We start from the raw sequence: 26,659 nt of genomic DNA, 5'->3' as shown, positions 1-26,659 counted from the left end.
TCCGCCCATACCTTTTTTCTGCTCCGCTCACCCCCGGGTGCCCGATGGAGACCGAGGTTCTCCTCACCCTGCTGGTGGTGGCCGGCGCCGCCGTCCTCTTCATCTCCGGCGCCGTCAGGGTCGACGTCGCCGCCGTGTTCGTGACCCTCGCGCTTGCGTGGCTCGGGCTCGTCACGCCGGCACAGGCCCTCTCCGGGTTTTCGAGCAGCGCGGTCATCGCGATGCTCTCCGTAATGGTGCTCGGCCGCGGGCTCGACCGAACCGGGGTGACGATCCGCATCGCCCGCGCGATCGTTGGGTTTGCCGGGACCGGCGAGCGCCGGCTGACCGCCGCCGTCTCGCTCGTTGCAGGCGGGCTCTCCGCATTCATGCAGAGCGTCGGGGCGACCGCCGTCTTCCTCCCCTTGCTTCTCCGGGTCTCGTCGCTTACCGGGGTTACGGCATCGCGTCTCCTCCTGCCCGTCGGCTATGCCGCGACCCTCGGGGGTACCGTCAGCATGGTGGGCGCCGGTACGCTCATCATCCTCAACGACCTTCTCCCGCAGGCCGGGTATGCTCCCTTCGGGCTCTTTGCCGTCACGCCCATCGGCGTACCGCTCCTGATTGCCGGGATAGCCTTCTTCTACTTCTTCGGCGACCGGGTTCTGCCCTGGCGTGAGAAGGCGCGGCTGAGCCCGCAGGAAGAATTGATCCGGACCTGGCAACCCCCTTCCCACATCTCCTATCTCAGGGTTCCGGCGGAGAGCCCCCTCGCCGGAAAGACACGGGAGGAGGTGCGGATGATCTCGCGCTACAACCTCCACCTCATCTCCCTTGCCGAGCAGAACGAGATCGTCTATACGCCGTGGCGGCACACCCGATTTGCTGCCGGGCAGGAACTCGGCATCCTGGGGAAGGACGACGACGTCAATCGATTTAAGGTCGATTTCGGGCTCAAATGGGTCCGGCCGGGAAAGAGTTCCGCAAACGTGCGGACCGACCCGAACGTAGGTTTTGCGGAGGTGATCGTCCGGCCCTACGCCCCGGTCATCGGCAAGACACTCCGAGACCTCGAGTTCCGGGTGACCTACGGCGCCGAAGTTCTGATTCTTCTCTCCGGAGCCGAAGAACAGCGAATGAACCTTGCCGACCTGCCCCTGCAGGCGGGGGACGCGATGCTCGTGCTCGGCCGCTGGGAGCGGCTCCGTGCGCTGGCCACAAGCAAGAGTTTCGTCATGATGACCCCGATCGAGGGAGGGGCGGGGGTTCGCGAGCGCGGCGCGAAGACGGCCGCCCTCTGCTTTGTTGCCGCTGTCCTCCTCACTTACACCGGTCTTTCAATCGCGACAAGCCTGCTCTCAGGGGTTGTTGCGATGGTTCTTCTCCGGGTCATCCCGGTCGGCGAGGTCTACCGGGCCATCGATTGGCGGACGCTCGTGCTGATAGCCGGCCTTCTCCCACTCGGCATCGCCATGGATTCGACGGGCACGGCCGCGTTTGTCACTGACGCGATGACCCGCCTGGTCACCGGCTACCCGACGTTCCTCGTCCTCATAGCGATCGGGCTTTTCGCGACCGCTTTCTCGCTCGTGATATCGAATATCGCCGCCACCGTCCTCCTGGTCCCACTGGCGCTGGTTATGGCGGGTTCGCTCGGGCTCGATCCCCGCGGCCTCGCGCTCCTCGTCGGGATATGCACGTCGAATTCCTTCCTCCTCCCGACGCATCCAGTGAACGCCCTTCTGATGGGGCCGGGGAACTACCAGCCCCGGGACTACATCGTCCCCGGGAGCATCATGACGGTCGTCTTCATTCTCATCGCCGTCGGCATCGTCTCTCTCCTCTACTTCTGATCTCCCCCCCTCCGCCCGAGGTAAACCTTTATGGCGCTTTGCGGCGACCGGAGGCTCACCATGGAGCGGGAGTACGACGTCGTCGTCATCGGGACCGGGGTCGCCGGTTCCGACATCGCCTGGCACTGCAGGAAGGCCGGGATGCAGGTAGCTATCGTTGATTCCCGGGAATACGGGGGGACGTGCGCCCTGCGAGGCTGTGTCCCCAAGAGGGTGCTTGCCGGTGCCGCGGAGGCGGTTTCCCGTGTCCATAACCTGCAGGGGAACGGCATCCGGGGCGCGGTCTCGATCGACTGGCCGCAACTGATTGCCTTCGAACGAACCATCACCGGTCCCATTCCCCAACGGAAGGAGGAGGGGTTCCGGGGAGCGGGGATCCATACCTACCACGGGGTTGCCCGCTTTGCCGGGCCGGATAGGGTGATAGTCGGCGGTGATACGCTCACCGCCCGGTACATCGTGGTCGCCGCCGGTGCGCGTGCCCGGCCGCTGAACGTTCCGGGCGAGGACATGATGACATCGAGCGACGACTTCTTCTACCTTGAAGCGCTCCCGGAACGGATCATCTTCGCCGGCGGGGGCTACATCTCGTTTGAATTCGCCCATGTCGCCGCCGCTGCCGGGTCAGCGGTGACCATCCTGCAGCGGAGCGGCCGGCCTCTCTCGCGGTTCGACCCCGATATCGTTGACCGCCTGCTGCTGGCCTCAGATGAGGCAGGGATCGACGTGCAGGTGAATGTGCCGCTCGTTTCGGTCGAGAGGGACGGCGCCGGCCTGCGTGTGCGGGCCGGAAAGGAGGGGGAGGAGAAGACCTTCGGTGCTGATATGGTCGTCCACGGCGCGGGCAGGGTCTCCGCGATCGAGGAGCTCGACCCCGCCGCGGGGAACGTCGAGACCGACCGCCGGGGGATCGTTGTCGACGACCGTCTCCGGAGCGTCTCGAACCCTGCGGTCTACGTTGCCGGGGACGCGAACCCGAGGAGTCCGCAGCTGACGCCGGTGGCGGTGATGGATGCTCACATCGTCGTCGACAACATCCTGGGCGGCGACGCCCGCGTCGCGGACTACACCGTCGTCCCGAGCGCCGTCTTCACGAACCCGCCCATCGCGTCCGTCGGGCTCACGGAAGAGAAAGCGAAGGAGAAGGGGATCCCCTATGTCGCCAATGCCGGCGATCTCTCCAGGCGGTTCACGAACCGGGGCATCGGCCAGAAACACGCCGGTTACAAACTTCTGGTCGACGAGGACTCCCGCCGGATCCTCGGCGCCCATCTCATCGGGCCGCACGTCGAAGAGGTTATCAACATCTTCGCCCTCGCGATCAAACATGGCCTGACGGCGGACGACCTCACGCTGGACGCGATCCCGTGGGCCTACCCGAGCAGCACCTACGATATCATCCACATGGTGCATCCGCTGGTGAGGAAGTGAGTGATGGGGGCAAAGGGGGGGTATGGCTCTTGCATACCGAGGGTCGCACCCCATTCTTTGCGGCCGATGGTGATCGAATTCATATCGATCACGTATGCCCATCCACGGCTTTCCACCGGCTACGCACCTGGCGGTGCTTGTGCTCCGTTCCTATCGGAACGTCGCATATCGCCACGCACTGCCCCCCGCCCCTAAGGGGCGGGGGAGGAGGCCGGAGGCCGGGCGGGGTGGGGTCACAGGTAGAACCTTACGGGGTAGAGACAGGGGAGGGGGCCAGCCCCCTCCCCGTCAGCCCCTCCCCCAGACGCGATATCCACTGGAAAGCCGTGGCCGGGCATATGTGCTGGTGGAGTTCACGAATCCTCAGGTACAAGAAACAGAATGCGACCGTGCATCATCATCCCTTTCGGAGAGCCATAACTCCGAACCGTCCCGTGTATCGATCCTAAACTACTACCTACACCTCAGGCGCTCGAACGGCCACTGAGCGCGAACCAAAAAAGTTCTCAAAAAGGGGCTCCACCGGGGTGCCCCTGCACCCCGCCCCCTTCTCACGCGCTCTCGCCGACGCCTTCTTCCTTTGTGCTCTCTTCGGCCGGTTTCTTCGCGGGCCTCTCGGGCTTCACGTAGGTGATGGTGTAGCGCTCCACCACGTGCTCCGTCACCGGAGGGTGGTAACTCTGCTCCATCGTGAGGCTCCCGAACGGGCAGCCCTCGACGCAGTCGCCGCAGGCGATGCACCGCATGCGGTCGATCTCCCAGACCTTCGCCTCCTTGTCGAGACGGATCGCCTCGCACGGGCACCGTTTCACGCAGAGGCTGCAGGAGCGGCAGGTGGCCGGGTCGAAGACGATGTGCCCCCGGGTGAGGGAGGATGTCCGTGCCGGCACCGCCGGGTACCGCCGGGTGGCGGGGCCACCTGCAAGGTTCCGGAGAACCGTCTTTGTCATCTGAAAAATTCCCATTCTGTCTTCACCTCTCCATGCAGCCGATGCAGGGGTCGATCGAGAGGACGACGACCGGGACATCCGCGAGCTGGATGCCCGGGAGCATCTTCACGAGCGGCGGGATGTTCGCGAGCGTCGGCGTCCTGATACGGGCCCGGGCAAGGTGCTTGCTCCCGTCGCCCTTGAGGTAGTGGATGACCTCGCCCCGAGGCTGCTCCGCGCGGGAGAAGTACTCGCCGTCGGGCGTCCCCTTGACCTTCACGTCGATGGGTCCTTCGGGCATCTCCTCGATCGCCCGCCGGATCAGGTCGATGGAAGCGTAAACCTCCTTGACCCGAACAGCGCACCGGGCGTAGCAGTCGCCGGTGGTCTCGACGACCGGCTTGAAGCCGAGATCCCCATAGGCCGCATAGCCGGTCTCGCGGTGGTCCATCGCGACCCCGCTCCCCCTGGCGGTCGGCCCCGCCGCCCCGAGGTCGTAGGCCTCGTCCTTGGTGATGACCCCGAGTCCCTTGAGACGGTATTTCACCGTATCGTCGTTCAAGAAGACGTCGCCGAGATCCCGGCACTGCTGCTCGAAGGGATCGAGTGTCCGGTGCATCTCGTCGAGTTTCTCCTGCCCGATGTCGCGCCTGACCCCGCCGACCTTGCAGGTACCCTGGATGACCCTTCCGCCGGTGGTGTCCTCGAGCACGTCGAGCACGCTCTCCCGGAGTTGCCAGGATCGCATGAAGAGGTTCTCAAAGCCCATACCGTCGGCAAAGAGCCCGAGCCAGAGGAGGTGCGAGTGGATACGCGAGCACTCCGACCAGATTGTCCGGAGATAGCGTGCCCGGTCCGGAACCTCGACCTTCATGATGTGCTCGACGCCCTGGCTGTAGCAGAGCGCATGGATGAAACTGCAGATCCCGCAGATCCGTTCCGCCACGTAGACGTACTCGGTATACTCACGCTTCTGCACGAGACGTTCGAGTCCCCGGTGGATGTAGCCGATCGAGGGGATCGCTTCCACCACCTTCTCGTCCTCAAGAACGAGGTCGAGGTGGATCGGCTCCGGCAGCACCGGATGCTGGGGTCCGAACGGCACGATTATGCGTTCTGGCATCGGTCGCCTCCCCTTCTCGTGACGCTGAACGGATATTTTTCATCCGTCCTGATGAACGTTCCTTTAAAGTCGATATTAATTCCTTTGACCGGAATCCCGAAGGAGTCGTGCATCTCGTTCTCGTAGACGAACGCCCCCCAGTAGATCCCGGAGATGCTCGGAACCTCCGTCTCCGGCCCGACAGTCAGGCGGAGGTTCCTGAACTGGTAGCCTTTATCGAACGAGTAGTTGAGCTCGTAAGACCCGTCGAGATCCGTGCACCCGATCTGGACGAGGCGGTACCCCCCGGCATGAAGCGCCTCGACCTCTCGCAGGAGATCCTCCAGCGCGATACCGGTGGTAGTCTGCTCTTCGTTAACCGTCATGTGCTCTCACCTGCCTGTTCCGTGTGCTGCTCTTCTTCTCTCGTCTGCGCCGTCCCCGCCATTGCCGCTCGTTTCTTCTCGAGGATCGAGAGCGCTGTTACGACACCGTCGATGATCTGTTCCGGCCTCGCCGCGCATCCCGGAACGTAGACATCCACGGGGATAACCTTGTCGATGCCCCCTACGATATTGTAACACTCCCGGAATATGCCGCCGGTTGCGGCACAAATACCAACTGCAATGACGACTTTCGGCTCCGGCATCTGCTCGTAGATGTTTTCGACCACCTCCCGGTTCTGCGTGTTGATTCCGCCGGTGATCAGCAGAATATCTGCGTGTTTCGGGTTCCCGGTGTTGATCATACCGAACCGCTCCACATCGTAGAGCGGGGTGAGGCACGCGAGCACCTCGATATCGCACCCGTTGCAGCTGGATGCATCGTAGTGAAGGATCCAGGGTGATCGCTTCAGGAATGCCATGGTACTCATACACCTCCAGTCATCATATAGCCGAGGATATAGGCGAGGACCGCCAGGTTCACGATACCGAGTACTGCAGCGAACCACCCGCTCTTCAGCGCCGCCTGCCACCGAACCCGCGCAGTGACGTTGTCGACGAAGATCTCGGCCAGATACGTGACCACGACTGCGATAACCCCGATCACGGGGTTCCAGCTGAAGAAGAGGAAGACGAACCCCAGCAGGAAGACGTTCTCGTACCAGTGAGCAATCTCGACCTGAGCGAGCGTCGATCCCGAGAATTCCGTCGTTATGCCCTTGACGATCTCCTGATGCGCGTGGTGCGACGTCGAGATGTCGAAGGGGGACTTCCGAAGCTTGATCGTGAGAATGGTCACGAAGCCGAGGAAGACGCCGGGGAGGTAGAGGATGGCCGGTATGGTCGAGACGGCGATATCGGCGACGTAGAAGCTGTTCGTGACCATGTAGAGTCCGACAGCCGCAAGGATGATCATCGGTTCGTAGGCCATCAGCTGGATCAGTTCACGTTCGGCCCCGATGTGGCTGTAGGGGGAGTGAACCGCATAGGCCCCGAGCACCAGGAAGACGTGGGCAAGCGTGAAGGCGAAGATGATCAGCAACAGGTCCCCTCCCGCGAAGAAGAGCGCTCCGGAGAGGGCGATGAAGATCAGGTAGGCGAGGACGTAGAAATTCTGCGCCGTCGTGACGACGACGCTCTCCTTCTCGAAGAGTTTGCCGACGTCGTAGAAGGGCTGCAGAAGCGGCGGCCCGACTCTCCCCTGCATCCGTGCGGTGATCTTCCGGTCGATTCCCGCGACGAGGCCGCCGATGACGGGCGCGAGGACGAGGAAGAGAACCGCCCCGATGAGCCAGGTCCAGGTCATAGCGCCACCCCCGCGAGAACCCACGATGCCAGGATCAAGACGGTGCAGACTACTGCTCCCGGAAGGAAGAGTTTGGCCTCGCCGAAATACTCGGTGAGGTAGTAGTTCCGCGTCTGCGCCTCCCGGGTCAGGCCGAGCGATCCGGCGAAGTGGAGATCCGGCGTGGCGGTTCTCCCGCCCATGTAGGCCGGGAGGCTCTTTGCGCTCCTCCTGAAGAGGAGGAACGAGACCGGGAGGATGAGGAGGAGGGTCATCATCAGGAGCATGATGGCGACGTTCGCCTGCGCCATGAGCGCCGTGACGCCGTAGATGGCAAGGACGTAGGGCTCTATCAGTATCGAGGAGATGACCGGGAAGAGGAGGACGGCCGCTATCACGAGGCCGGTGATGATGTAGAGGGGAGCCCAGGGCTCCTCGAAGAACCCTTTCTCGACCTTCTCCTGGTGCCGGGTGACCGCGACGAGTTTGCCCATCCACTTAGCCCAGAAGAAGACCGTGACGGCGCTTCCGTAGGCGAGGATGGCGATGAAGACCAGGCCGAAGGGGACCTGAACGAACGCCTCGATCGCCGCCCACTTGGAGATCAGCATACCGAACGGCGCAAGGAACATGCCGGCGATGCCGATGAACATCATCACAGCCATCCTGGGCATCCTGACGATCAGGCCCTCCATGTCCTCGATGTCGCGGCTCCCGATCCGGTGTTCGATCGCTCCGGTTCCAAGGAAGAGGAGCGCCTTCGCGACGGCGTGGAAGATGATCAGGAGGATCGCGGCCCAGACGAGCATGTAGGTTCCGACACCCGCACAGGCGGCTATCAGGCCGAGGTTTGCGATCGTCGAGTAGGCGAGAACCAGTTTTGCGTTGCTCTGTGATATCGCGATCGCGGATGCGACGACGAAGGTCACGGCGCCGACGAGGCCGATGGAGAACCCGGCAAACGTCCCGGCAAAGACCGGCGAGAACCTGACCAGAATGTAGACACCAGCCTTGACCATGGTGCTCGAGTGGAGCAGGGCCGAGACCGGGGTCGGGGCCACCATCGCCCCGAGGAGCCAGGAGGAGAACGGCATCAATGCGGCCTTCGTTATACCGGCAAATCCGATCAGGACAGCCGGAATCAGGACGATGGCCGTATCGCCGGAGGCGAGCACCTGGGCGAGGTCGATGCCACCGCTCGTCGCCTCGGTTGCGACAAGGATGATGATCGCCACGACGAACGCGACTCCGCCGAGGAGGTTCATCACCAGGGCGCGGAAGGCGTTCCGTGTCGCCTCTTCAGTCTCCGAATAACCGATCAGCAGGAACGAGCTGATGGTGGTGATCTCCCAGAAGAAGAAGAGCCACATGAGGTTGTTCGAGAAGACCAGGCCGAACATCGCAGCGAGGAAGACGAAGATGACGAAGAAGAACATCTTCTGCCGGTCGCGCACCTCCGGGTGGTGGTGGTGATACGTCTCCATGTACCTGACCGCGTATACCGCTATAAGGCTCCCGATGATCCCGATGATCAGGGCCATGATGATGGATAACTGGTCAATGAAGAGGTTGTTGACCGCATGGAGGCTCCCGGAGAACGTTCCCTCCAGATATACCACCAGCGCCGCCTGGATGGCGGCCAGCGCGATTGCCAGGTAGTTCCTGAACTTTGCGCCCATGTACACGATGAAGAGCGCAAGACCCATCTCGATGGCCACCATGACGAGGCTGGCCGCTTCCGAAGGCGCAGCGAAATAAACCGCGCCTTCGAGCGCATACCGCACAAGTAGGTATATCGATCCCCCGCCGATAGCGAGAGCCGAGAGGGCGACCACCGCGTAGCGCACAGTCGTCCGCTTCACGAACAACAAAAGGCACGCAACGAGGATGGGGAATAATATTAGGAAGAGCAGCGTCTGCACTATTGTCCCTCGTAGGGTACCTATGCCCTACTTGCATAATTAATCATTCTAAATGGGCACCCGGGGCATCGGCCGGTGGGTGGTGGTGGCACTGCACACCAGGCTGCAGGGCAGCCGTCGGCCGGGGTCAACGCATAGAAGCCGGGTTTAGCCAGTTGCAAGTCCTGGTTTTCGAGCACAACGACACCTCCCCTCGTAAAAATGTGCAGAGATAAATCGGGCCCGATGATCTGCCGGTTTCACCCCGCGCGGCGCGCGTTCATGCCTGGCGCAACCTGGTGCGTTTCGGGATACCCGAATCTACGCTCATGGAGGCCGGAATACAAGCCAGTGAAGGGTGTCAATCTGATTTACACGGCAAGACCCCCCGCACCCCTCCTTCGTGCTCTCCCGGGGCGTCGCCCCGGTAGCGTGGGATGAAGTGGATATGGACGTGCATGACGTTCTGTCCCGCGGCCTCCCCGACGTTGACACCGATGTTGTAGCCGTCGGGGTGACGGTTGCGGTCGGTGAGCGCCCTGCAGTCGTCGATGAGCCGGGCGATGGCCACCCTCTCTTCATCGGTCGTATCGAAGTAACTCTCAACATGCCGGAACGGGATCACGAGCAGGTGGCCGGGGCTGACCGGGTGGATGTCGTAACGGGCGTAGCAGATGTCGTTTGCGGCAACGATATCCTCCGGGGCCGGGTTACAGAACGGGCATGGCATGGCCCCTGCTCTTTCTCCGATCGCTCATGAGTGTTTTGGCCAGTACTTCGCTGATCTCAGAAACCGATCTTCGCGTTCTTCGCGGGTCACACCTTCGGTGCTCCAACTCCGCTCGCACCTCCGGTGCTCAAACTCCGGCCCTTCGGCCCATCGCATTCCACAGGAGCGTCGTTCTTCGCGTGAGTTATTAGCGTAGACGACGATACGGTCTCACGCGAAGTGCGACGGATGGGACATCCGGAGCTTGAGAAGGCTGAAGGTCTTCGAAGAGCGCGAAGCCGCGAAAAGAAGCTGGTGTCCGGGGGTGTTGCCAGTTGTATTCTCACCCAAGCAGGCGGGCGAGGACCCTCCCCGGAAGACTGCGGGAGAGGGCGATGGCGTGTTCGGTGCACATCTCATGGCAGCAGTAGCACCGGATGCACCGCGAAAGATCGATCGCCGCCTTGCCTTCCGTAACGGTGATCGCGTGCACGGGGCAGATCCGCTCACATTTCCGGCAGCCGATGCACGAAGAAGCGATCACGCCGGGCCGGGGGGCGTAGGTTCGCCCGAACCGCTGGACGACGGCGAGGACAACCCGCCGCCAGACACCCGTCCTGCCCCCCGTGTAGGTCGAGGGTTTCTCGAAGTCCGGGACCGTGAACTCCGCCGGATCGTCGCCGACTGTCCTGACGGTCGCGGGATCGAGGAGCCCGCGCTCGGCCGCGCTTCTCGTGCTTCCGATCTCGAGCGGATCCATCCCGATGAGCCGCGCGAGGACGGTGTCCACGGCCGCGTAATCGCTCCCGGCAAGGATGACCCCGATCGTTCGCGGGCTGCCTGCCTGAGGGCCGTCCCCTTCCATCCCCACGACCGCGTCCACGATCTGGAGCCGGGGCTTCATGCACTCGTTGAGGTCGACGAGCATACTTCCGAAGATCCGCTCGTCCTGAAACCGGAAGTGGAAGACCGGTTTTTCGAGCCCGGGGATGAGCCCGAAGAGGTTCTTTGCGGCGCCGGTCATCCGCGTCCACATGTGGGTCTTGGCTTTCGAGACGACCACGATCGCGTCGGCCTCTACGGCCGGGGTGATGATGGAGAACTGCTTCATCACCTCGCCTTCCGGGAACGCCACGACTTGCGAGCTGATATCGTAGTTCAGGGGGGTGCCGGTCTCCTCGGCCACCGCGGCAAACCCCGAGCGTGCGTACGCCCGCCGCAGGTTCGCCTCGCTGTAGACTATCCCGGCGCCGGGGCTGTCGCCGATGACGACCCGGCACCCGTGCTCCGTAAGAAGCCGTGCGACGGCGGAGACAACCGTCGGGTGAGTGGTGACGCACCGTTCCGGATCCTGTCCCTGCAGGAGATTCGGTTTGAGGAGGACGCACTCTCCCGGCGCAACAAACCTCCCGATACCGCCGACGAGGTCGACAGCACGGCGGACGGCCGCATCGACCTTCTCCGCCACGTAGTCGTCGCACCGGGCGACCGCGACCGTCGCGTCCCGGTCAGCCGACTGCATCTCACTCCTCCCCGAGGCGTCCGAGGGCCTCTTTTGCCGCGAGCATCGCCGCGCCCTGTTTGGTCTTTGCCCTGCCCTCTCCGAACGGAACTCCCCCGACGGCCACCCGTGCGGCCCAGACCGGGCAGTTCCCGGGGCCGGTCTGCCGGAAGGTGTACTCGAGTTCGCCGAGGTTCTCCCGGGCGACGTACTCCTGGAGCCTTCCACGGTAGTTCCTGTGGGTGTCGCACTCCGCGATCTCCTCCTCAAAGATCGCGAGCACCACGTCCCGCGCCACGTCGAGGCCGCGATCGAGGTAGATAGCGCCGATAAGGGCCTCGAACGCGTCGGCGACGATCGAGTCGGTCGGCGCCAGACCCCGCCGCCTGACGGCACCGTCGATACCGAGGCCCTGCTGCCGCACAATCTCGGCGAGTTTCGTATTCCGGGTCACCTGGAGCCTCCGGTTCATCTCGCCCGGGGAGAGGTCATACTCGCCGTAAAGGTGGTCGGCTATGACAAAGTCGAGAACGTAGTTCCCCAGGAATTCGAGCCGTTCGTTGTCCTCGAACGTCGTTGTCGGGTACTCACCGCCGTTCGCATACGAACAGTGGGTCAGCGCCCGGTCATAGAGGGGGAGAGCGGTGTCGGCGACGTCGGTGATCCCGAACGGGGGATGGGCGAGGAGCGCACGCACCTCCGCTTCCCGGTCGAGTGCGGCGGGCCCCGGGCGTCGGGGAAGCCTCCTCCTGCAAAGGCCGCCGATGCGAAATTTGGTCCAGATGGTGGAGAGTTTCATGTCCGTCGGGTGCAGGACGTCCTGCCGCTCTTCTCTATAGAATGGCTTATGTCCTGCAGGATAAACCTTTGCCGAATACGAGCGCCGGGAAACCTTTTCGTTCCCGCCGAAGAGATCTTATCGTGGTCCAACCGGAAGCGGGCGAGACGAGCAGGCGGGTCTACCTGGATATCGAGTTCGGTTACGTCTACGGCACCTGCCGAGCGGTCATGATGCCGATTGAGATTGGTGCGGTTGTCCACCGCCCACAGGACGACAGCGTCCACTACCTGGGCGAACAGTTCCGCTACGACGTCGATGTCGAGATATGGAAGAAGGTGACCGACGGGTGCGGCAAGACCGTCGGCGTCGCGACGACCGTGGCGAACATGGGGCGCAACGAGTACGGGATACCCTATGATCACTCCTACCGGATCCCGGGCGACGGGGTGCCTGCGGCAAAGGCGACAGCACAAAGAGCGTTTGCTGATCTCCGCCTCTTCATGGAGTCGATCGTCTCGGCCGGGGACACCCCGGCAATCGTCGTCTTTGCTGCGAGCATGGAGAAACGAGCCTTCCGTGCCGCGGGATTCTCGCTCGACGGACGCATGCTGGTCGACCTCCAGCGCGAGATTCGGCGGCACTTCAAGATGAAACAGGTTCTCTCCCTCGATCGTCTTGCCAGGCTCATCGACTTTTCCGCCGACGGTTCCGCCGTCGCCTCGACGCACTTCAGGTACCCCGTCCCACGGGAGTGCCGCCACCTCCTTGCCGCCCACCGGGGGATGGGCGACGCCGTCCGGACGTTCCTGCTCGCCCGTGAGTTCCAGGAGAATCGCCCGCACCTCGAGGAGCGCATCTGGAGCCTCATGGCGACCTGCGGGGACGACGCCGAGGAGGAAGGCTGCCGGAAGGGTTCTGCCGGAGCAGTGGCCGACGGCACGACGGGAACCTGACCGCGGAAGTCCCGTCAGGAATCGCCCTTCACGGGAAGCATCTCTTTTTGCTCCCGGTACGCCCCGGTCAACAGGACGTCGACCTCAGCGCCGTCGTCGATGCTCCCGGTTCCTGCACGGACGTGCAGGCAGGCATCTGCACGGATCAACGCCATCTGCGGCCCGGTTCCCCGCGGCAGGGGAGTCGCGATGTACCCGTCGCCGGCCCGCGAGACGGTGAGGAGGACGAACTCGTCGTAGCCGGGGTCAGCCGTGACCGCTCCGGCGAGGTGGGCGCGGAGGCGTTCCGCCGGCCGGGGATGAAAACCCCACGCCGCGAGCAGCGGGAGGGCGAGTTCCCGTATGGCTGTTAGGGCGGCAATCGGGTAGCCCGGGAGACCGATGACCGGTTTGCCGTCGATCCGGCCTATGATCGCCGGTTCACCCGGTTTCATCGCGACGCCGTGGACGAGCACCTCGCCGAGGTCGCCGATGATGGCGGCGGTGAAGTCCCGTGTGCCTGCCGACGAGCCGGCGGAGATCAGGAGCAGGTCGTTGTCGCGGATACCCTTCTCGACGGCCTCCCGGAGTAATGCGGGGTCGTCGCGGACGATTGTGTAGCGGGTGCAGGTAGCGCCGGTTTCACCGAGCAGTGCTGCGGCAACGGCGGTGTTGCTCTCGATAGCCCCACCCGGGCCCGGGCACTCGCCGGCTCCTACCAGTTCGCTCCCCGTCGGGATGAGGCCGACCCTCACCTCCTTCACGTCCACCGCGGCGATACCGTAGGAGAGGAGCGCCCCGATATCCCAGGGGCGTATCCGGTGCCCGGCCGGGAGGATCAGGTCACCCTGCTGGATCTCGGAGCCGGCCGGATGGATGTGTTCCCCGGGGAGCACTGCCTTCCCGGTATACCACTCACCGTCTTTTCCGGTAGTGTCTTCGATCATGACGACCGCGTCATAGCCGGGAGGGATTGCGTTTCCCGTGTTCACCCGGCGCGGGTTTTTGAGCAGGACGGGGGTCGCGTCGCCCGCCCCGGCGGTCTCGCCGCTCACGACGGCAAACCCGTCTCTTGCAGCAATATCCGTTGCCGGAACAGTCAGGGACGAGTAAACGGGCTCTGCCGTCACCCGTCCGGCCGCCCCGGCAACCGGGAGGGTGACGGTCCGGTCGGGGCACGGGAAGGCCGAACGCAGCATCTCCCGGACTTCCGCGAGCGGTTTTGACGCGAGGCGCCGCCTCACCATAGCGTCACGTCCACCTCGCTTGCGGCCTCGAGCCCTTCGTATCCCTGGAGTATCCTGACGAGCCCGTCGCTCTGCACGAGGGTGTTTAAGAGGCCCGACTTGCCGAAAAGCGGCACCGCTTCATCCCCGATGAGTTTGACCCTGACGTACTCCTCGCGCCCCCGCTCCGAGGGGATGTTCTGGGTGAGGACCGCCTTCTGCTTCATCTCCCGGCGACCCGTGCAGCCGGAGAGCGATTGCAGGAGGGGCGCCGCAAGCACCGAGAGGACGACCATCGTCGAAGCCGGGTGGCCGGGGATGCCGATGACGGGTGCATGACCGATCGTACCGATGATCGTCGGTTTCCCGGGTGCCAGTGCTATCCCGTGTGCAAGCACCTCCCCGAGCGACTCGATCACGTCGGCCACGATGTCGCGGTCGTCTTTGGAACTCCCCCCGGTGATCAGGATCGCATCGCACTCTTCGAGTGCCGATTCGAGGACGGCCGTGAGATGCGCTGGGTCGTCCCTGACGATATCGTAGTTCCGGGGAATGCCGCCCCGTTCCTGCACGAACGCGCTACAGAGATAGGAGTTGACGTCGCGGACGTCGCCGGCGTCCGGGACGGCGTCCGGCGGCACCAGTTCGATGCCGGTCGGGACGATCCCGATGACCGGCCGTTTCCTCACCGCCACCCGGGACGCCCCGACCGCCGCAAGCACCCCGACGTCCCGGACGTTCAGGAGTTTTCCCGCCGCCAGAACGCCTTCGCCGCGCGAGTAGTCTTCATCGGCGCGGATGATGTTCTCTCCTGGGAAGACCTGGCGGCCCGCAAGGATCGTCTCCCCGAGATCCCGGCAGTACTCGAGCATCACGACGGCATCCGCACCCCCCGGGAGGACGGCCCCCGTCGGGATGTAGGCGCATTCGCCGCGCCGGAGCGTGATGCCGTTTCCTCCCTGCCCCATGGTAACCCTTCCTGCGCTCGTGAGCGCGACCGGGGCTGATTCGGATGCCTGAATGGTATCGGCGGAGTTCACCGCAAAACCATCTTTGACCGACCGGTCGAAACCCGGGATGTCACCGTCGGCCAGGATATCCTCGGCGAGAACGCGGCCGTACGCTTCAGTCAGCGGCACATCTTCCACCCCGATCGGCAGGGAGATCCGGTTGATGAGGTTGATAGCCTCGATCACTGATATAAGACGGAAAAACTGGTTCATCGGTTCGACCTCCTGGATGAGGAGCTGGGTGCTCTTTCCGGCGTATTGCGTACCCATCCGGGCTCTCTGCCCGGGCTGAAAAAATTAGAGTTTGGTGTAGAGGTTCGCATACACCGTCTTGCCCTTGGAGGTCGGGTGGCGTTCGCCGAGATCCCCGATGTAGTGGGCGAAGCGGGCGGTCTCACCGTCGACCTCCTGTTCGACCTCGTCGACCATCGAAAATCCCGGGAGCGGGTTCTCGATCGTCCCGTAGACGTAGATATCGCCTTTCACCATCTGCCCGCCGACGCGGCCCTTGGCGTTGCCCTTGACGATGACGGTGCCGCCTTCGCCGTGGGTGGAGATGTGGATGTCCGCATCGCCGCCGATGACGATCGTCCCGCCGTTGATGAACGTGGCGGTATCGTTGCCGGCGTTTCCGGCGACCCGGATCACTCCGCCCTGCATGCCGCGCCATTCTCCGCGGGGGGATGAGCCCAGGTGGTGCGCGGCGTTGCCGTCGACGATGAGCTCGCCGCCTTCCATTCCGATGCCGCAGAACGAGTCGACGTTTCCTTTCACGTGGATCTTGCCGCCCTTCATCCAGCCGCCGATGTACATATCGGCGTTGCCTTCGATGACGATCTCGCCTGCGGTCATCTGCTGCCCGATCCTTTTGACGCGGGTGCAGTCTCCCCGGAGGACGATCTTCGTCTCTTCGGCCGTTGCTCCGCCGTCGCCTTCAACGGTGAAGTACTTCCCGAGCGGGCTCTTCTGTTTGCCTTCCCAGACATCGAGGGCGGCTATCTCGGCGGCTTTCCTGCCTGCGAAGTTGTCCGGCGTGATGTTCTGCCCCTCGATAAAGAGTTCGGAGGGGTTGGTCAGGGTGAGGGTAACTGTCTTCATGCTTCTCATCACCTCATTGTGTCGTATCGACCTCGATCACCCGCGGGTTGTGGAGGTGCTCTTCGAAGAGCGAGTAGTTGTCGAGTTTCACGCTGTAGTGCCGGAGGAAGTGCTCGTAGATGTCTCTCTGCACCTGCGCGTTCTCCGGAACCTTCACGTCGACCCAGACCGTCCGCTTCGCGGGCTCCTCGACGACTTCGCCGTCCCGGACGGTCACGACACCGTCTTTGATGAGCCAGGCGCACCGGGAGAAGGCCTTCTCGATCATTGCGGGGTCGGAGGGCATGTCCTCCGGGTTGAGAGCATAGACGGCGATATCGGCATCCATGCCGGGGGCAAGCCCGCCGTAGGTGTTGCTGATGCCGAGCGCCTTTGCCGGGCCTGCACGGGTCATCTGTGCGATCTCGTAGAGGCCGAGTTCGCGGTCGATACTGTCGATGGAAGTCGCGTCGATCGTCCGCTCAAGCCACTTGAACGTCTTCATGGTCTCGTCACGTGCAGCCCTGCTCATCAGCCAGGTGATGACCTGCGGGTAGCGGGTGAACGGCCCGGCGTTGGGGTGGTCGGTGGTTATGAACGTCCGCATCGGGTCTTTGGCGTAGAGACCGATCTCAAGACCGACAGCCCACTGGATGGTGCAGACCTTGACCTTCGGGCTGTAGATGTAAGGCACGACGCCCGCAGCGGTCTCGAGTTCCACATCCACGTTCGCCCACTTCAGGTGGTTGAGGGAGCAGAGGTGGTGCTCGAACGGCCCGTCGGCGGTCATCGTGGTGGTTTCGTCGAGGGTCACCTGGCCCATGTCGACGGTGATGTTGTCGTGGGCGTTCACGTAGTCCATCACATCTTTTGTCCGTGATTCGAAGTTACCCCACGAGTCGCCGCCGTAGGAGTGGAACTGGAGGTGCGTGAGGTGCAGCACCTGTTCACGGCCGAAGTCGTTCTTCGGGGCGTAGCCCTCGGCGAGTTTGAGTGATTCAAGCGTGTCGACGTAGTTGCCGGGGTTCCCGAGGTTGTTGCAGTGCAGGTGCACCGAGTGGGGGAGGCCGAGGAACTCGTTCGTCTCAATGAGGCCCTTCACGATCTCCGCCGGAGTAATATCGAAGTAGGGGACCGGGTCGTGGATGTTTGCACAGTTCAATCCCCATCCCCAGGCTTCAGATCCGCCGGGGTTGACGACCTTGAGGCCGAACCCGCGTGTGGCGCGCAGAAGCCAGGCAGTATATGCTGCGTTGTTCTCGATCTCGTTGTTCTTGAGGTATTCGAGGGTGAACCAGTTGTTCCCGAAGACCGGCATCGCGGCGTTGTCGATGATCGGGGTATCCCGGATCTCTTCGTGGACGTGCGGGGAGTGGAGCGGGGGCATCGCCGCCTCGTTGACGAAGACGTAGCCCATCCGCGCGTAGTCGTAGCCGGTCTTAAACGTGGAGGGGACGGAGAAACCCATCTCCATGCGGTTGCACGTAGGAGATTTGTGGGGGCTCTTGAAGAGTTTGTCCTCCGGCCGGAAGAGCCGGCCGACGTTCACTTTCGGCCCGACCACGTGAGAGTGGATGTCGACACCGCCCGCCATCACGGTCATGCCGGTCGCGTCGATCGTCTTGGGGCTACTGAGGGCGCTGGTCTCGACGATCTTGCCGTCCTTGACGGCGATGTCCATGCGGTCGCCCTTGATCCCCTGCAGGGGGTCGAAGACGAACCCGTTCTTGATTATGAGTTCGCTCATACTTCACTCCTCCGCGCGGACGCCTTCCGGCGCTGCCTTCGCCGGTCCTTTTGCAGCCTCTTCGGCTTCCAGTTCAGAGAGCCTCTTGTGGATCCGCTCGAAGAGTTCCTCGTCGCTGATGACGCCCTCAGGTGGGTCGATGACCTTGCGGTACTGGATCGGGACGTTATCCATCCGGTAGACGATGCCCGGAACCTCGACCCCGACGATTCCCACCGGGATGTGGAGGTCGGAGATCTCGCTCGCCATGCAGATGTTCGGGTCGATGGTGATCCAGGGGTGCTTTCTCAGGTGCTTGACCGCCTCGATCGGGAAGTGGGCGCCCGCATCGGTTCCAATGTTGATGAACGCGTCCACCTCGTCCCGCATTGCGAGATCGACGGAGCTCGTCTCGCCGGGGTTCATGTGGGCGATGTCCTTCTTCGTCAGGTCGAGACAGTAGGGGAACCCGTACTGCCATGACCAGACCGCGCCCGGTCCGGTGATGTTGTAGTGGCCCCGCATCGCCATGATCGTCCACTTGGTGTAGTCGTTGAGGTCACGGGTCAGGCTGATGGCGATGTCCACGTTGTGGTTCCGGCCGTCGGAGTGGCAGAGCCCCATGCCGTAGAAGATGGTGCCGAACCGGGCCTTCTTCATGATCTCGACAACCTCGAGGATCCTCTCGCGCTTGATCCCGGCAACCTCCTCGGGGATCTCGTGGCCCCGGACGACGGCGCGGAACGCGTCGAAGAGCTCGTAGTCGTGCCCCTGCTTCACCTGCAGATGGATGTCCGCCACCTGGGCGGTGTCGGTGTGCCTCGGATCGATGACGACGATCTTGCGGCTCTTGTGGCCCTTGCCGGTGAAGAAGCCGCGGGGGAAGATCGAGTAGCGGGACATGTGCCGCGGGTGGGCGTGGGCGGGGTTTGCGCCCCAGTAGACGATGACGTCCGCCCGGTTCTTCGTCTCGCCGAGGGTGCAACTCGGGTAGCCGTTGTCGAATATGGCGAGGAACGAGGAGCCGTGGCAGATGGACGCGCAGTTGTCGAGCACGGCCCCCGCTGTCTCGGCGACCTTGGCTGCGGCGGCCATGCCCTCGCAGTTGGTCGATCCGAACCCGTAGATCAGGGGTTTCTTCGCGTTGTAGAGCACTTTTGCCGCATAGTCGACCGCTTCGTCGTAGGAGATATCCTTGTAGGTGCCGTCCGGCTGGCGGAGACGGGGCAGTTTGACTCTCTCGCTGCCGGTCGCGTGGTGGAAGATCTGGTTGCCGATGGCACAGGCGTTCTCCACCTCGAGGATCTGTTTTCCGTCGTCCGATACGGTCACGACAAGGTCGTCACAACAGACGCCGCAGTAGGGGCATCCGACGTTCTCAATTTTCTTTGGCATTACTGATCACCTCTCCACAGCCCGACAGCCCCCTGGACGAGTTCGAGCGCGCTCTTGCGTTTCTCCCCGTTGACCGGCTCGACCGTCACGGGAAAACCGCTGTACTGCGGTTCCCCGGTCGCCTGGGTCCGGGGAGGCACCACCTGGTTCGCCCAGACGCCCTGCGGGATGAATGCAAGGCCGGGGTAGAGCGACTGACGCCCCCTGACGGCCTTGACGACCACGTTTCCGCATTCACTCGTCACCCGTACCAACTGGTTCGGAACCAGGCCGAGCGCCCTGACGTCGTCGTCGTGCATCTCGATGATCGAGCAGGCCTCGAAGTATTCCGGGGTCGTTTTGCCCTTTTCCATCGCAACGCCTTCTTCGATGGAGCGCTGGGTGATCATGTTCAATGTAATCCTGTTCGCCATGGTTTTGCCTCGATGTGGTTGGAAAGGCCGATCGCCCGGGTATTCAGGAGACCGGCCGCATAGGGTATGGTAACCCCGGCAGCCCCCGTCATCGGACACGTCGTTGCATCCTGCAAGAATTTGCCGGTATTTTTCCATACCCGGTAAGCAGAGCCTCCCGGCATGGTGGGCCCTGCTCACCCGAGGAAACGAAACATCCGGGCGGAGCACCGGGCGGATCGTTTTGTCATAACTTGCAATGATTTGTATTTAACTATTCCGAATTTGTAATCACTTAAAGATTATCAAATTTACATACGATGTTCTGAAACAGGATTTTATTTACCGGACGCAGATCTCCGCAGTTTACTACGAAATTATCGCAGCACAAAGCGGCACCTGCCATGGGGGCGGGGAATCAACATCCCCATCACGGCATCCAGGGCACGCCGGAGCTGCCCATGCCCCGCCCCGGTGGATCGCACCCCCCCCACCGAACACCGGCGCTCCGTGCCGATGCCCGGATCCTGGCTTGCGAATGTACTATATAATTATACTTCTTTTACTTCCAGTTGCTGTTGTGGACATTTGAGAAAAGACAGCCTGGATACCAGGTTCTCAGGGAATCCTCCCCGTAGAAGAGTAGGATTATATATCTCTACACCCAATCTATATGATCGGGTACGGCCGGATACTTCTAAAAAAAGCAATTTTAATTATTGCTATTACTGTTGTTCATTGTAATATTTAATATGCCTCTTTTGTCGAACCCTCTCCGGGGCGATAACACCTATCGGACAGTGGAGAGAAACTCTTTTTAACAAGAGAGTTCAATCATTTAAGCCATTGAATCTCGATATTAAAATATCCGAATAGGAATATATCCGATATAAATATTACGTTTTGTAAAAAAATCCGTCTTATTTCGCAAATTTTATTAATAGCTCTCCTTCTACTCTTATAGTCCCTTTTGGGACGTGCAGTAGCGGCCTTCAGAGATCCGGAGCTGGTGTTTGCCCCGTGGTCTCTCGCATGAACGGAACGTATTGAACAAGGGTAAAAGGATGAAATACTATGGCTAAATACACGGAAACAATCGATCTCTATTCTGACGATGGGAAGCTGCTCAAGAGCGGCGTCACCCTCGACAGAATCAGCCCGCTGGTTAACCCGGCCACAAGTAAGATCATCGACCTGACCAAGAGAACGATCAACGTGAACCTCGGAGGAATCCAGGATGCGCTCAAGACCGGGAAACTTGGAAAGGGCAAGATCAAGGGAAGAGAACTCGATCTCCCCATCATGGAGAACAAAGACGCGATCGTCGCCAAGATCAAGGAGATGATCCAGGTTGAGGAAGGCGACGACACCGAGATCCTGGAGTTCAACGGAGGAAAACTCCTGCTCGTCGAGGTCCCGTCGAAGCGCCTGATCAACGCGGCAACCTACGATGCCGCGATCACGTCGGTTGCAGCCGCGACCACCTTCGCGATCGTCGACCAGTTCAACATCGACGGCTTCAACGCATCCACCGTCAAGGCGGCATGCTGGGGTGGCTACCCCCACACGCAGGATATGCAGGGTGCGCTTGTCACGTCGATCCTGAACATCCCCCAGAACAACGAAGGTCTCGGCTACGCGCTCCGGAACATCCCCGTCAACCATACCGTCATGATGACCGGCAGGAACGCCCTGCAGGGTGCAGCACTCGCGTCCACCCTCGAGACCGCCGGTATTTTCGAGATGGGATCCGGTGTCGGGCCGTTCGAGCGCGCCCAGCTTCTCGCCTACGCCTACCAGGGCCTGAACGCGAACAACATGGTCTACGACCTCGTCAAGGCAAACGGCGAGACCGGAACCGTCGGTACCGTCGTCCAGAGCCTGGTCGAGCGCGCTATCGAAGACAAGGTCATCGCTCCGGGCAAGAAGAGCGGGTACTTCCAGTTCTACGACACGAAGGACCCCATGCTCTGGAACGCCTACGCTGCCGCAGGAACCATGGCGGCCACCATCGTCAACTGTGGTGCCGGACGGTTCGCCCAGGCAGTCTCCGCGACGCTCCTCTACTTCAACGACCTGCTTGAACACGAGACCGGTCTCCCGAGCACCGACTACGGTCGTGTCATGGGTACCGCCGTCGGGTTCTCGTTCTTCAGCCACTCGATCTACGGTGGTGGCGGCCCCGGTATCTTCAACGGCAACCACGTCGTGACCCGGCACGCGAACGGTGTGGCTATCCCGTGCGTGGTCGCCGCGGCAGCGCTCGACGCTGGAACCCAGATGTTCTCGCCTGAGAGCACCTCGAAGATCTTCGCCGAAACCTACGGCCAGATCGACGTCTTCAACAAGCCGATCGACCAGATCGCAAACGGAGCCTGAGCGAGCAGAGATTCGAATGATGAACGCCGCATTTCCGCAGATCAGACTTGTGCCCATACGGATGCTCAAGCCTGAGACAGCAGAACGCCTGCTCAATATGCTTGCCGGCATTACCGGCATCCGCCGGATGATGGTCCAGGGGCCCGGCCTGCCGAAGGTTGTCCCTTACGGGCCGGCACGGGGAAGCCCGAACCCGCACTCCGACCGCAAAGCAATCCACATCGCCGATGCCGAGGTTGCACTGCGCGTTCAGGTGGGCATGGTCATCCTGGAGGTCGAGGACGCTTCCGTCATCGAGGAGATCCGATCGCTCTGCGACGATTTCTTTGTGGAGTTCCCCTACCTGCTCCAGGAAGGCAAGTTCATGAAGACCGCCCCGACGCTCGTGGACTACGCGAAGTATGGGCCGGACGCCGATACATCGCTCGTCGGTCTCACAGACCCCCGGATTGGGGAGAGCCCGGTGATTATCCGGACGGAACAGTGACGTGAGGCGTACAGAGTTCCGGAAATATGGCTGAAATTCATTCAATACAGGAAATGGATAAGATATCAATCACTTTGAGGTGAATGAAAAAATGGCATACAAGCCCCAGTACGGTCCCGGGACATCGGTTGTCGCCGAGAACCGGCGCAAACAGATGAACCCCGGCCAGAAGCTTGAGAAGGTTCGTTCCGTAACGGATGAGGACATCGTGCTGATCCTCGGCCACCGCGCTCCCGGATCGGCATACCCGACGGCTCACCCGCCGCTCGCCGAGCAGCAGGAGCCCAACTGCCCCATGCGCAAGATCGTCAAGCCCACCGAGGGTGCCAAGGCTGGCGACCGTGTCCGTTACATCCAGTTTGCGGACTCAATGTTCAACGCCCCGTCGCAGCCTTACCAGCGGACCTACACCGAGTGCTACCGCTTCCGCGGTATCGACCCCGGTACGCTCTCCGGTCGTCAGATCGTCGAGTGCCGCGAGCGTGACCTCGAGAAGTACGCGAAGGAACTCATCGAGACCGAGATGTTCGACCCCGCTCTCGTCGGCATCCGCGGTGCGACTGTGCACGGTCACTCCCTCCGTCTCGCTGAAGACGGCATGATGTTCGACATGCTCCAGAGGAACGTCCTCGGGGAGGACGGCATCGTCAAGTACGTCAAGAACCAGATCGGCGAGCCCCTCGACCGTGCGGTTGCCGTCGGCAAGCCCATGGACGAGAAGTGGCTCAAGGAGCACACGACGATCTACCACTCGCTCGTAGGAACCGCCTACCGTGACGACACCGAGTACATCGAGTACGTCCAGCGTATCCACTCGCTGCGGACGAAATACGGCTTCATGCCGAAAGAGGAGTGATTACAATGGCAAAGATTGAAAGATCCCAGAAGCTGTTCCTGAAGGCCCTCAAGGAGAAGTTCCAGGGCCAGGACGTCGAGTCTGAGACCGCCGAGTTCTACAACTTCAACGGTGTCCGTCAGTCCCCCCGTAAGATGGAGTTCATGAAGGCGAGCCGTGCTGTCGAGATGGACCGTGGCGTCTCCATGTACGACCCCGAGCGGTGCCACCTTGGCGGCATCCCGATGGGCCAGCGCCAGCTGATGACCTACGAGGTCTCCGGCACCGGCGTCTTCGTCGAGGGTGACGACCTGCACTTCGTCAACAACTCTGCGATGCAGCAGTTCTGGGACGATATCAGGAGAACCGTCATCGTCGGGATGGACCTTGCTCACCAGACCCTGCAGAAGCGTCTCGGCAAGGAAGTTACCCCCGAGACGATCAACGAGTACCTCCACATCCTGAACCACGCGATGCCCGGCGGCGCCGTCGTCCAGGAGCACATGGTCGAGACCCACCCCGGCCTCGTCGACGACTGCTACGTCAAGGTCTTCACCGGCGACCAGGAACTCGCAGACGACATCGAGCCGCAGTTCCTGCTGAACATCGAGAAGCTCTTCCCCGCCAAGCAGGCCGAAGAGCTCCAGGCCGAGGTCGGCAAGGGCATGTACCAGGCGATCCACATCCCGACCGCGGTCTCGAGGACCTGCGACGGTGGAACGACCTCCCGGTGGTCTGCGATGCAGATCGGTATGTCCTTCATCGCTGCGTACCGCATGTGCGCCGGTGAAGCGGCTGTCGCCGACCTCTCCTACGCTGCAAAGCACGCAGGCGTCGTCCAGATGGGATCCCTGCTGCCCGCCCGGCGTGCCCGTGGCCCGAACGAGCCCGGCGGTATCAAGTTCGGTCTCTTCAGCGACATCATCCAGGCGAACCGCAAGTACCCCAACGACCCCGCAAAGGCCTCCCTCGAGGTCGTCGGCGCCGGAACCATGCTCTACGACCAGATCTGGCTCGGCTCCTACATGTCCGGCGGTGTCGGGTTCACGCAGTACGCGACTGCGGCCTACACCGACAACATCCTCGACGAGTTCACCTACTACGGTATGGACTACATCAAGGACAAGTACAAGGTCGACTGGCGCAACCCGAGCGCGGACGACAAGGTCAAGCCGACCCAGGAGATCGTCAACGACCTCGCAACCGAGGTAACCCTCAACGCCATGGAGCAGTACGAGATGTTCCCGACCATGATGGAGGACCACTTCGGCGGTTCCCAGCGTGCCGGTGTCATCGCCGCTGCATCCGGTCTGACCACCTCCATCGGTACCGGCAACTCCAACGCCGGTCTGAACGGATGGTACCTCTCCATGCTCCTGCACAAGGACGGATGGTCGCGTCTCGGCTTCTTCGGCTACGACCTTCAGGACCAGTGCGGTTCCGCGAACTCTCTCTCCATGGAGTCCGACCGTGGTCTGATGGGCGAACTGCGTGGCCCGAACTACCCGAACTACGCGATGAACGTCGGTCACCAGGGCGAGTACGCCGCGATCGTCGCCGGTTCCCACTACGGACGTGGCGACGCGTTCTGCTACAGCCCGCTCGTGAAGGTCTGCTTCGCAGACCCGAGCCTGAGGTTCGACTTCGCAGAGCCCCGTCGCGAGTTCGCGAAGGGTGCGATCCGCGAGTTCATGCCCGCCGGCGAGCGTTCGCTCATCATCCCGGCCCGGTAAACAACTCCATAACCCCTTTTATTTGCACGTCCTCATAATCCGCGATCGCAAACATTCCTGCCGATCAGCTGGAGGTGGAGCGAGTGGTTCTCACTCGCCCACGTATTATGAGAGTATCTGTTTGTAGCATGACGTTCGCTATTTTCGTCGCGTTTCATCATATCCCTGGCCTTCCTGCCCCAGAACGGCCCGCCCCGGGCACCAGGAGGCGCGCGGGGGCAGGGGTGGAACCTTCGCACGAAATCATGTAAAATGTCTTCGGAGAACACCTTTTTTTGCTTCACAGCAAGACTCAATGTAGGAGCTGCCCGGCCGGAGGCTGCGGCGGCGCGTGAGGCACACCTATGTTCGATCTGACGACACCACTTCTCGCCATCGATGTCGGCAGGGGTACCCAGGACATCCTGGTCTACGAGCCCGGCCGTTCGATCGAGAACAGCATCAAACTGGTTCTACCCTCCCCGACCGTGGTGACGGCGGAGAGGATCCGGCAGGCAACCCGGGCAGAGAAACCGGTCTTCCTGGACGGGTACTTGATGGGCGGCGGCGCGAACACCGGTGCCGTGCGCGCACACCTGGCGGCAGGCTTCCCCGTCTACGCCACACCGGAAGCCGCCGCGACCCTCCACGACGATCCGGAACGGGTGCGGGCGCTTGGAGTCGAGATCCGCGCCAATCCTCCGAAAGACGCGGTGAGAGTCCGCACCACCGACTATATGGAGCCGGAAATCAGGCAGGCGCTCTCCCTCTTCGGCGTGGATTACCCGGAGAACGTGGCGATCGCGGTCCAGGATCACGGCTACTCGCCGCACCGGAGCAACCGTATCCACCGGTTCGAACTGATGCGGGAGCGGCTGGACGCCGGCGGATGGGATCTCCTCGCGCTCGTTACCGACCCGCCGCTCGCCGACATGACCAGGATGCAGGCCGTCCGGCGCCAGGCACCGGGCGCGCTCGTCACCGACACCGGCCCCGTCGCCCTCATCGGGGCGCTCTGCGACCCCGAGGTTCGGCGCATGGCAAAGACCGGGGTGACCCTCGTCAACGCCGGGAACGGGCACACCCTCTGCTTCACCCTGAAAGGGCGGGAGATCCACGGGCTCTTCGAGCACCACACCGGCGCGCTCGATCCCGCGAAACTGCAGCACTACATCCAGCAGCTCGCCGACGGTACCCTGACCTCGGAGGAGGTCTTCGACGACGGCGGTCACGGAGCGGCGGTAAGAAAACCCCTCGCCACCGATGCCGTTGTCGTCACGGGCCCGAACCGGCTCCGGCTGCTGCCCGAGGCCTACCAGGCGGCACCCTTCGGGGACATGATGCTCTCCGGATGCTTCGGGCTCGCGTATCTCTGGAAGAAGTTTAGAGAACCGACGCTCTGAAAGAGCGGAGGTTGAGAAAACGCGAAGTGTTTTCGAGCGGCGATGCGTGCCCCGCTAGGGGCAGGCGGAGGTCGAGCACCGTCAGGTGCGAAGGCGACGCTCTGAAAGAGCGGAGGTTGAGAAAACGCGAAGTGTTTTCGAGCGGCGATGCGTGCCCCGCTAGGGGCAGGC

General features: G+C 62.3%; 23 protein-coding genes. 8 read left to right on the top strand and 15 right to left on the bottom strand.

Annotated features, from left to right (window positions below):
* Window positions 1-44 precede the first annotated feature (44 nt).
* Both FGW20_RS03290 and FGW20_RS03285 read left to right on the top strand, forming a co-directional pair.
* Window positions 45-1,832, top strand: coding sequence for an SLC13 family permease (locus FGW20_RS03290; protein WP_301676663.1), 1,788 nt, complete (start codon window positions 45-47; stop codon window positions 1,830-1,832).
* A gap of 60 nt (window positions 1,833-1,892) precedes the next feature.
* Window positions 1,893-3,263 (top strand): dihydrolipoyl dehydrogenase family protein, encoded by a 1,371-nt coding sequence (locus tag FGW20_RS03285; RefSeq protein WP_301676662.1) that lies wholly within the window; start codon window positions 1,893-1,895, stop codon window positions 3,261-3,263.
* A gap of 551 nt (window positions 3,264-3,814) precedes the next feature.
* On the opposite strand, the gene FGW20_RS03280 is transcribed toward FGW20_RS03285, so the two are convergent.
* The 9 genes from FGW20_RS03280 to FGW20_RS03240 form a co-directional block, all read right to left on the bottom strand.
* A complete protein-coding gene (locus tag FGW20_RS03280; protein WP_367617920.1) occupies window positions 3,815-4,213 on the bottom strand; it encodes a 4Fe-4S binding protein in 399 nt (132 codons plus the stop codon).
* A gap of 22 nt (window positions 4,214-4,235) precedes the next feature.
* A complete protein-coding gene (locus tag FGW20_RS03275; RefSeq protein WP_301676660.1) occupies window positions 4,236-5,315 on the bottom strand; it encodes a hydrogenase large subunit in 1,080 nt (359 codons plus the stop codon).
* Window positions 5,300-5,680 (bottom strand): NADH-quinone oxidoreductase subunit C, encoded by a 381-nt coding sequence (locus FGW20_RS03270; RefSeq protein WP_301676659.1) that lies wholly within the window; start codon window positions 5,678-5,680, stop codon window positions 5,300-5,302. The genes FGW20_RS03275 and FGW20_RS03270 overlap by 16 nt, the downstream gene beginning before the upstream one ends.
* Window positions 5,677-6,159: an NADH-quinone oxidoreductase subunit B family protein gene (locus FGW20_RS03265; protein WP_301676658.1), complete on the bottom strand. Its 483-nt coding sequence runs from the start codon at window positions 6,157-6,159 to the stop codon at window positions 5,677-5,679. The genes FGW20_RS03270 and FGW20_RS03265 overlap by 4 nt, the downstream gene beginning before the upstream one ends.
* Window positions 6,160-6,164: 5 nt before the next feature.
* Window positions 6,165-7,043 carry a respiratory chain complex I subunit 1 family protein gene (locus tag FGW20_RS03260; protein ID WP_301676657.1) on the bottom strand — a complete coding sequence of 293 codons (879 nt, stop codon included), beginning with the start codon at window positions 7,041-7,043 and terminating at the stop codon, window positions 6,165-6,167.
* Window positions 7,040-8,944, bottom strand: coding sequence for an NADH-quinone oxidoreductase subunit 5 family protein (locus tag FGW20_RS03255; protein WP_301676656.1), 1,905 nt, complete (start codon window positions 8,942-8,944; stop codon window positions 7,040-7,042). Before FGW20_RS03255 ends, FGW20_RS03260 begins: the two co-directional genes overlap by 4 nt.
* Before the next feature lie 340 nt (window positions 8,945-9,284).
* Complete coding sequence (locus tag FGW20_RS03250; RefSeq protein WP_301676655.1) at window positions 9,285-9,653, bottom strand: HIT family protein; 369 nt, start codon at window positions 9,651-9,653, stop codon at window positions 9,285-9,287.
* 322 nt (window positions 9,654-9,975) lie between these two features.
* Window positions 9,976-11,154 carry a DUF362 domain-containing protein gene (locus tag FGW20_RS03245; protein WP_301676654.1) on the bottom strand — a complete coding sequence of 393 codons (1,179 nt, stop codon included), beginning with the start codon at window positions 11,152-11,154 and terminating at the stop codon, window positions 9,976-9,978.
* 1 nt (window position 11,155) lies between these two features.
* A complete protein-coding gene (locus tag FGW20_RS03240; RefSeq protein ID WP_301676653.1) occupies window positions 11,156-11,932 on the bottom strand; it encodes a ribonuclease III family protein in 777 nt (258 codons plus the stop codon).
* 122 nt (window positions 11,933-12,054) lie between these two features.
* Here FGW20_RS03240 and FGW20_RS03235 point away from each other — a divergent pair, with 122 nt between their 5' ends.
* Window positions 12,055-12,867: a hypothetical protein gene (locus FGW20_RS03235; RefSeq protein ID WP_301676652.1), complete on the top strand. Its 813-nt coding sequence runs from the start codon at window positions 12,055-12,057 to the stop codon at window positions 12,865-12,867.
* A 14-nt stretch (window positions 12,868-12,881) separates the two neighbouring features.
* On the opposite strand, the gene FGW20_RS03230 is transcribed toward FGW20_RS03235, so the two are convergent.
* Genes FGW20_RS03230 through FGW20_RS03205 form a run of 6 tightly spaced genes read right to left on the bottom strand, consistent with a single transcriptional unit; the run spans window position 12,882 to window position 19,693 of the window.
* Window positions 12,882-14,093 carry a molybdopterin-binding protein gene (locus FGW20_RS03230; protein ID WP_301676651.1) on the bottom strand — a complete coding sequence of 404 codons (1,212 nt, stop codon included), beginning with the start codon at window positions 14,091-14,093 and terminating at the stop codon, window positions 12,882-12,884.
* Window positions 14,087-15,352: a molybdopterin molybdotransferase MoeA gene (locus tag FGW20_RS03225; RefSeq protein ID WP_367617919.1), complete on the bottom strand. Its 1,266-nt coding sequence runs from the start codon at window positions 15,350-15,352 to the stop codon at window positions 14,087-14,089. The genes FGW20_RS03230 and FGW20_RS03225 overlap by 7 nt, the downstream gene beginning before the upstream one ends.
* 27 nt (window positions 15,353-15,379) lie before the next feature.
* Window positions 15,380-16,180, bottom strand: coding sequence for a formylmethanofuran dehydrogenase subunit C (locus tag FGW20_RS03220; RefSeq protein WP_301676650.1), 801 nt, complete (start codon window positions 16,178-16,180; stop codon window positions 15,380-15,382).
* Between the two features lie 13 nt (window positions 16,181-16,193).
* The gene (locus tag FGW20_RS03215) at window positions 16,194-17,906 is read right to left on the bottom strand and encodes a formylmethanofuran dehydrogenase subunit A (protein ID WP_301676649.1); all 1,713 of its coding nucleotides are present in this window, start codon (window positions 17,904-17,906) and stop codon (window positions 16,194-16,196) included.
* 3 nt (window positions 17,907-17,909) lie between these two features.
* The gene (locus tag FGW20_RS03210) at window positions 17,910-19,280 is read right to left on the bottom strand and encodes a formylmethanofuran dehydrogenase subunit B (protein WP_301676648.1); all 1,371 of its coding nucleotides are present in this window, start codon (window positions 19,278-19,280) and stop codon (window positions 17,910-17,912) included.
* Complete coding sequence (locus FGW20_RS03205) at window positions 19,280-19,693, bottom strand: molybdopterin dinucleotide binding domain-containing protein (RefSeq protein WP_301676647.1); 414 nt, start codon at window positions 19,691-19,693, stop codon at window positions 19,280-19,282. The genes FGW20_RS03210 and FGW20_RS03205 overlap by 1 nt, the downstream gene beginning before the upstream one ends.
* Before the next feature lie 1,053 nt (window positions 19,694-20,746).
* On the opposite strand from FGW20_RS03205, the gene mcrB reads away from it, so the two are divergent.
* The 5 genes from mcrB to FGW20_RS03180 all read left to right on the top strand — a co-directional run bounded on the left by mcrB (window position 20,747) and on the right by FGW20_RS03180 (window position 26,488).
* A complete protein-coding gene (gene mcrB, locus FGW20_RS03200; RefSeq protein WP_301676646.1) occupies window positions 20,747-22,051 on the top strand; it encodes a coenzyme-B sulfoethylthiotransferase subunit beta in 1,305 nt (434 codons plus the stop codon).
* A gap of 49 nt (window positions 22,052-22,100) precedes the next feature.
* Window positions 22,101-22,538, top strand: coding sequence for a methyl-coenzyme M reductase operon protein D (gene mcrD / locus FGW20_RS03195; RefSeq protein ID WP_367617918.1), 438 nt, complete (start codon window positions 22,101-22,103; stop codon window positions 22,536-22,538).
* A 91-nt stretch (window positions 22,539-22,629) separates the two neighbouring features.
* The gene (mcrG, locus tag FGW20_RS03190; protein ID WP_301676644.1) at window positions 22,630-23,394 is read left to right on the top strand and encodes a coenzyme-B sulfoethylthiotransferase subunit gamma; all 765 of its coding nucleotides are present in this window, start codon (window positions 22,630-22,632) and stop codon (window positions 23,392-23,394) included.
* A 5-nt stretch (window positions 23,395-23,399) separates the two neighbouring features.
* A complete protein-coding gene (gene mcrA, locus FGW20_RS03185) occupies window positions 23,400-25,106 on the top strand; it encodes a coenzyme-B sulfoethylthiotransferase subunit alpha (RefSeq protein ID WP_301676643.1) in 1,707 nt (568 codons plus the stop codon).
* Between the two features lie 344 nt (window positions 25,107-25,450).
* On the top strand, window positions 25,451-26,488 hold the full coding sequence (locus FGW20_RS03180; RefSeq protein ID WP_301676642.1) for a DUF1786 domain-containing protein: 1,038 nt from the start codon (window positions 25,451-25,453) through the stop codon (window positions 26,486-26,488).
* Window positions 26,489-26,659 lie beyond the last annotated feature (171 nt).

Origin of the sequence: Methanoculleus methanifontis (genome assembly GCF_030464365.1) — an archaeon.
Taxonomy (GTDB): Archaea; Halobacteriota; Methanomicrobia; order Methanomicrobiales; family Methanoculleaceae; genus Methanoculleus; species Methanoculleus methanifontis.
The sequence above is the reverse complement of the archived record's forward strand: the minus strand, read 5'-3'. Positions and strand labels throughout refer to the sequence as shown.

Excerpts from the sequence above, each read along its gene's own strand:
- FGW20_RS03225 (WP_367617919.1), bottom strand. The coding sequence starts at position 15,352 with ATGGGTACGCAATACGCCGGAAAGAGCACCCAGCTCCTCATCCAGGAG.
- FGW20_RS03180 (WP_301676642.1), top strand. The coding sequence starts at position 25,451 with ATGTTCGATCTGACGACACCACTTCTCGCCATCGATGTCGGCAGGGGT.
- FGW20_RS03215 (WP_301676649.1), bottom strand. The coding sequence starts at position 17,906 with ATGAGCGAACTCATAATCAAGAACGGGTTCGTCTTCGACCCCCTGCAG.
- FGW20_RS03265 (WP_301676658.1), bottom strand. The coding sequence starts at position 6,159 with ATGGCATTCCTGAAGCGATCACCCTGGATCCTTCACTACGATGCATCC.
- mcrG (WP_301676644.1), top strand. The coding sequence starts at position 22,630 with ATGGCATACAAGCCCCAGTACGGTCCCGGGACATCGGTTGTCGCCGAG.
- FGW20_RS03245 (WP_301676654.1), bottom strand. The coding sequence starts at position 11,154 with ATGCAGTCGGCTGACCGGGACGCGACGGTCGCGGTCGCCCGGTGCGAC.
- FGW20_RS03290 (WP_301676663.1), top strand. The coding sequence starts at position 45 with ATGGAGACCGAGGTTCTCCTCACCCTGCTGGTGGTGGCCGGCGCCGCC.
- FGW20_RS03205 (WP_301676647.1), bottom strand. The coding sequence starts at position 19,693 with ATGGCGAACAGGATTACATTGAACATGATCACCCAGCGCTCCATCGAA.
- FGW20_RS03250 (WP_301676655.1), bottom strand. The coding sequence starts at position 9,653 with ATGCCATGCCCGTTCTGTAACCCGGCCCCGGAGGATATCGTTGCCGCA.
- FGW20_RS03210 (WP_301676648.1), bottom strand. The coding sequence starts at position 19,280 with ATGCCAAAGAAAATTGAGAACGTCGGATGCCCCTACTGCGGCGTCTGT.
- FGW20_RS03260 (WP_301676657.1), bottom strand. The coding sequence starts at position 7,043 with ATGACCTGGACCTGGCTCATCGGGGCGGTTCTCTTCCTCGTCCTCGCG.
- FGW20_RS03220 (WP_301676650.1), bottom strand. The coding sequence starts at position 16,180 with ATGAAGACAGTTACCCTCACCCTGACCAACCCCTCCGAACTCTTTATC.
- FGW20_RS03230 (WP_301676651.1), bottom strand. The coding sequence starts at position 14,093 with ATGGTGAGGCGGCGCCTCGCGTCAAAACCGCTCGCGGAAGTCCGGGAG.
- FGW20_RS03285 (WP_301676662.1), top strand. The coding sequence starts at position 1,893 with ATGGAGCGGGAGTACGACGTCGTCGTCATCGGGACCGGGGTCGCCGGT.
- FGW20_RS03280 (WP_367617920.1), bottom strand. The coding sequence starts at position 4,213 with ATGACAAAGACGGTTCTCCGGAACCTTGCAGGTGGCCCCGCCACCCGG.
- FGW20_RS03275 (WP_301676660.1), bottom strand. The coding sequence starts at position 5,315 with ATGCCAGAACGCATAATCGTGCCGTTCGGACCCCAGCATCCGGTGCTG.
- mcrA (WP_301676643.1), top strand. The coding sequence starts at position 23,400 with ATGGCAAAGATTGAAAGATCCCAGAAGCTGTTCCTGAAGGCCCTCAAG.
- mcrB (WP_301676646.1), top strand. The coding sequence starts at position 20,747 with ATGGCTAAATACACGGAAACAATCGATCTCTATTCTGACGATGGGAAG.
- FGW20_RS03240 (WP_301676653.1), bottom strand. The coding sequence starts at position 11,932 with ATGAAACTCTCCACCATCTGGACCAAATTTCGCATCGGCGGCCTTTGC.
- FGW20_RS03270 (WP_301676659.1), bottom strand. The coding sequence starts at position 5,680 with ATGACGGTTAACGAAGAGCAGACTACCACCGGTATCGCGCTGGAGGAT.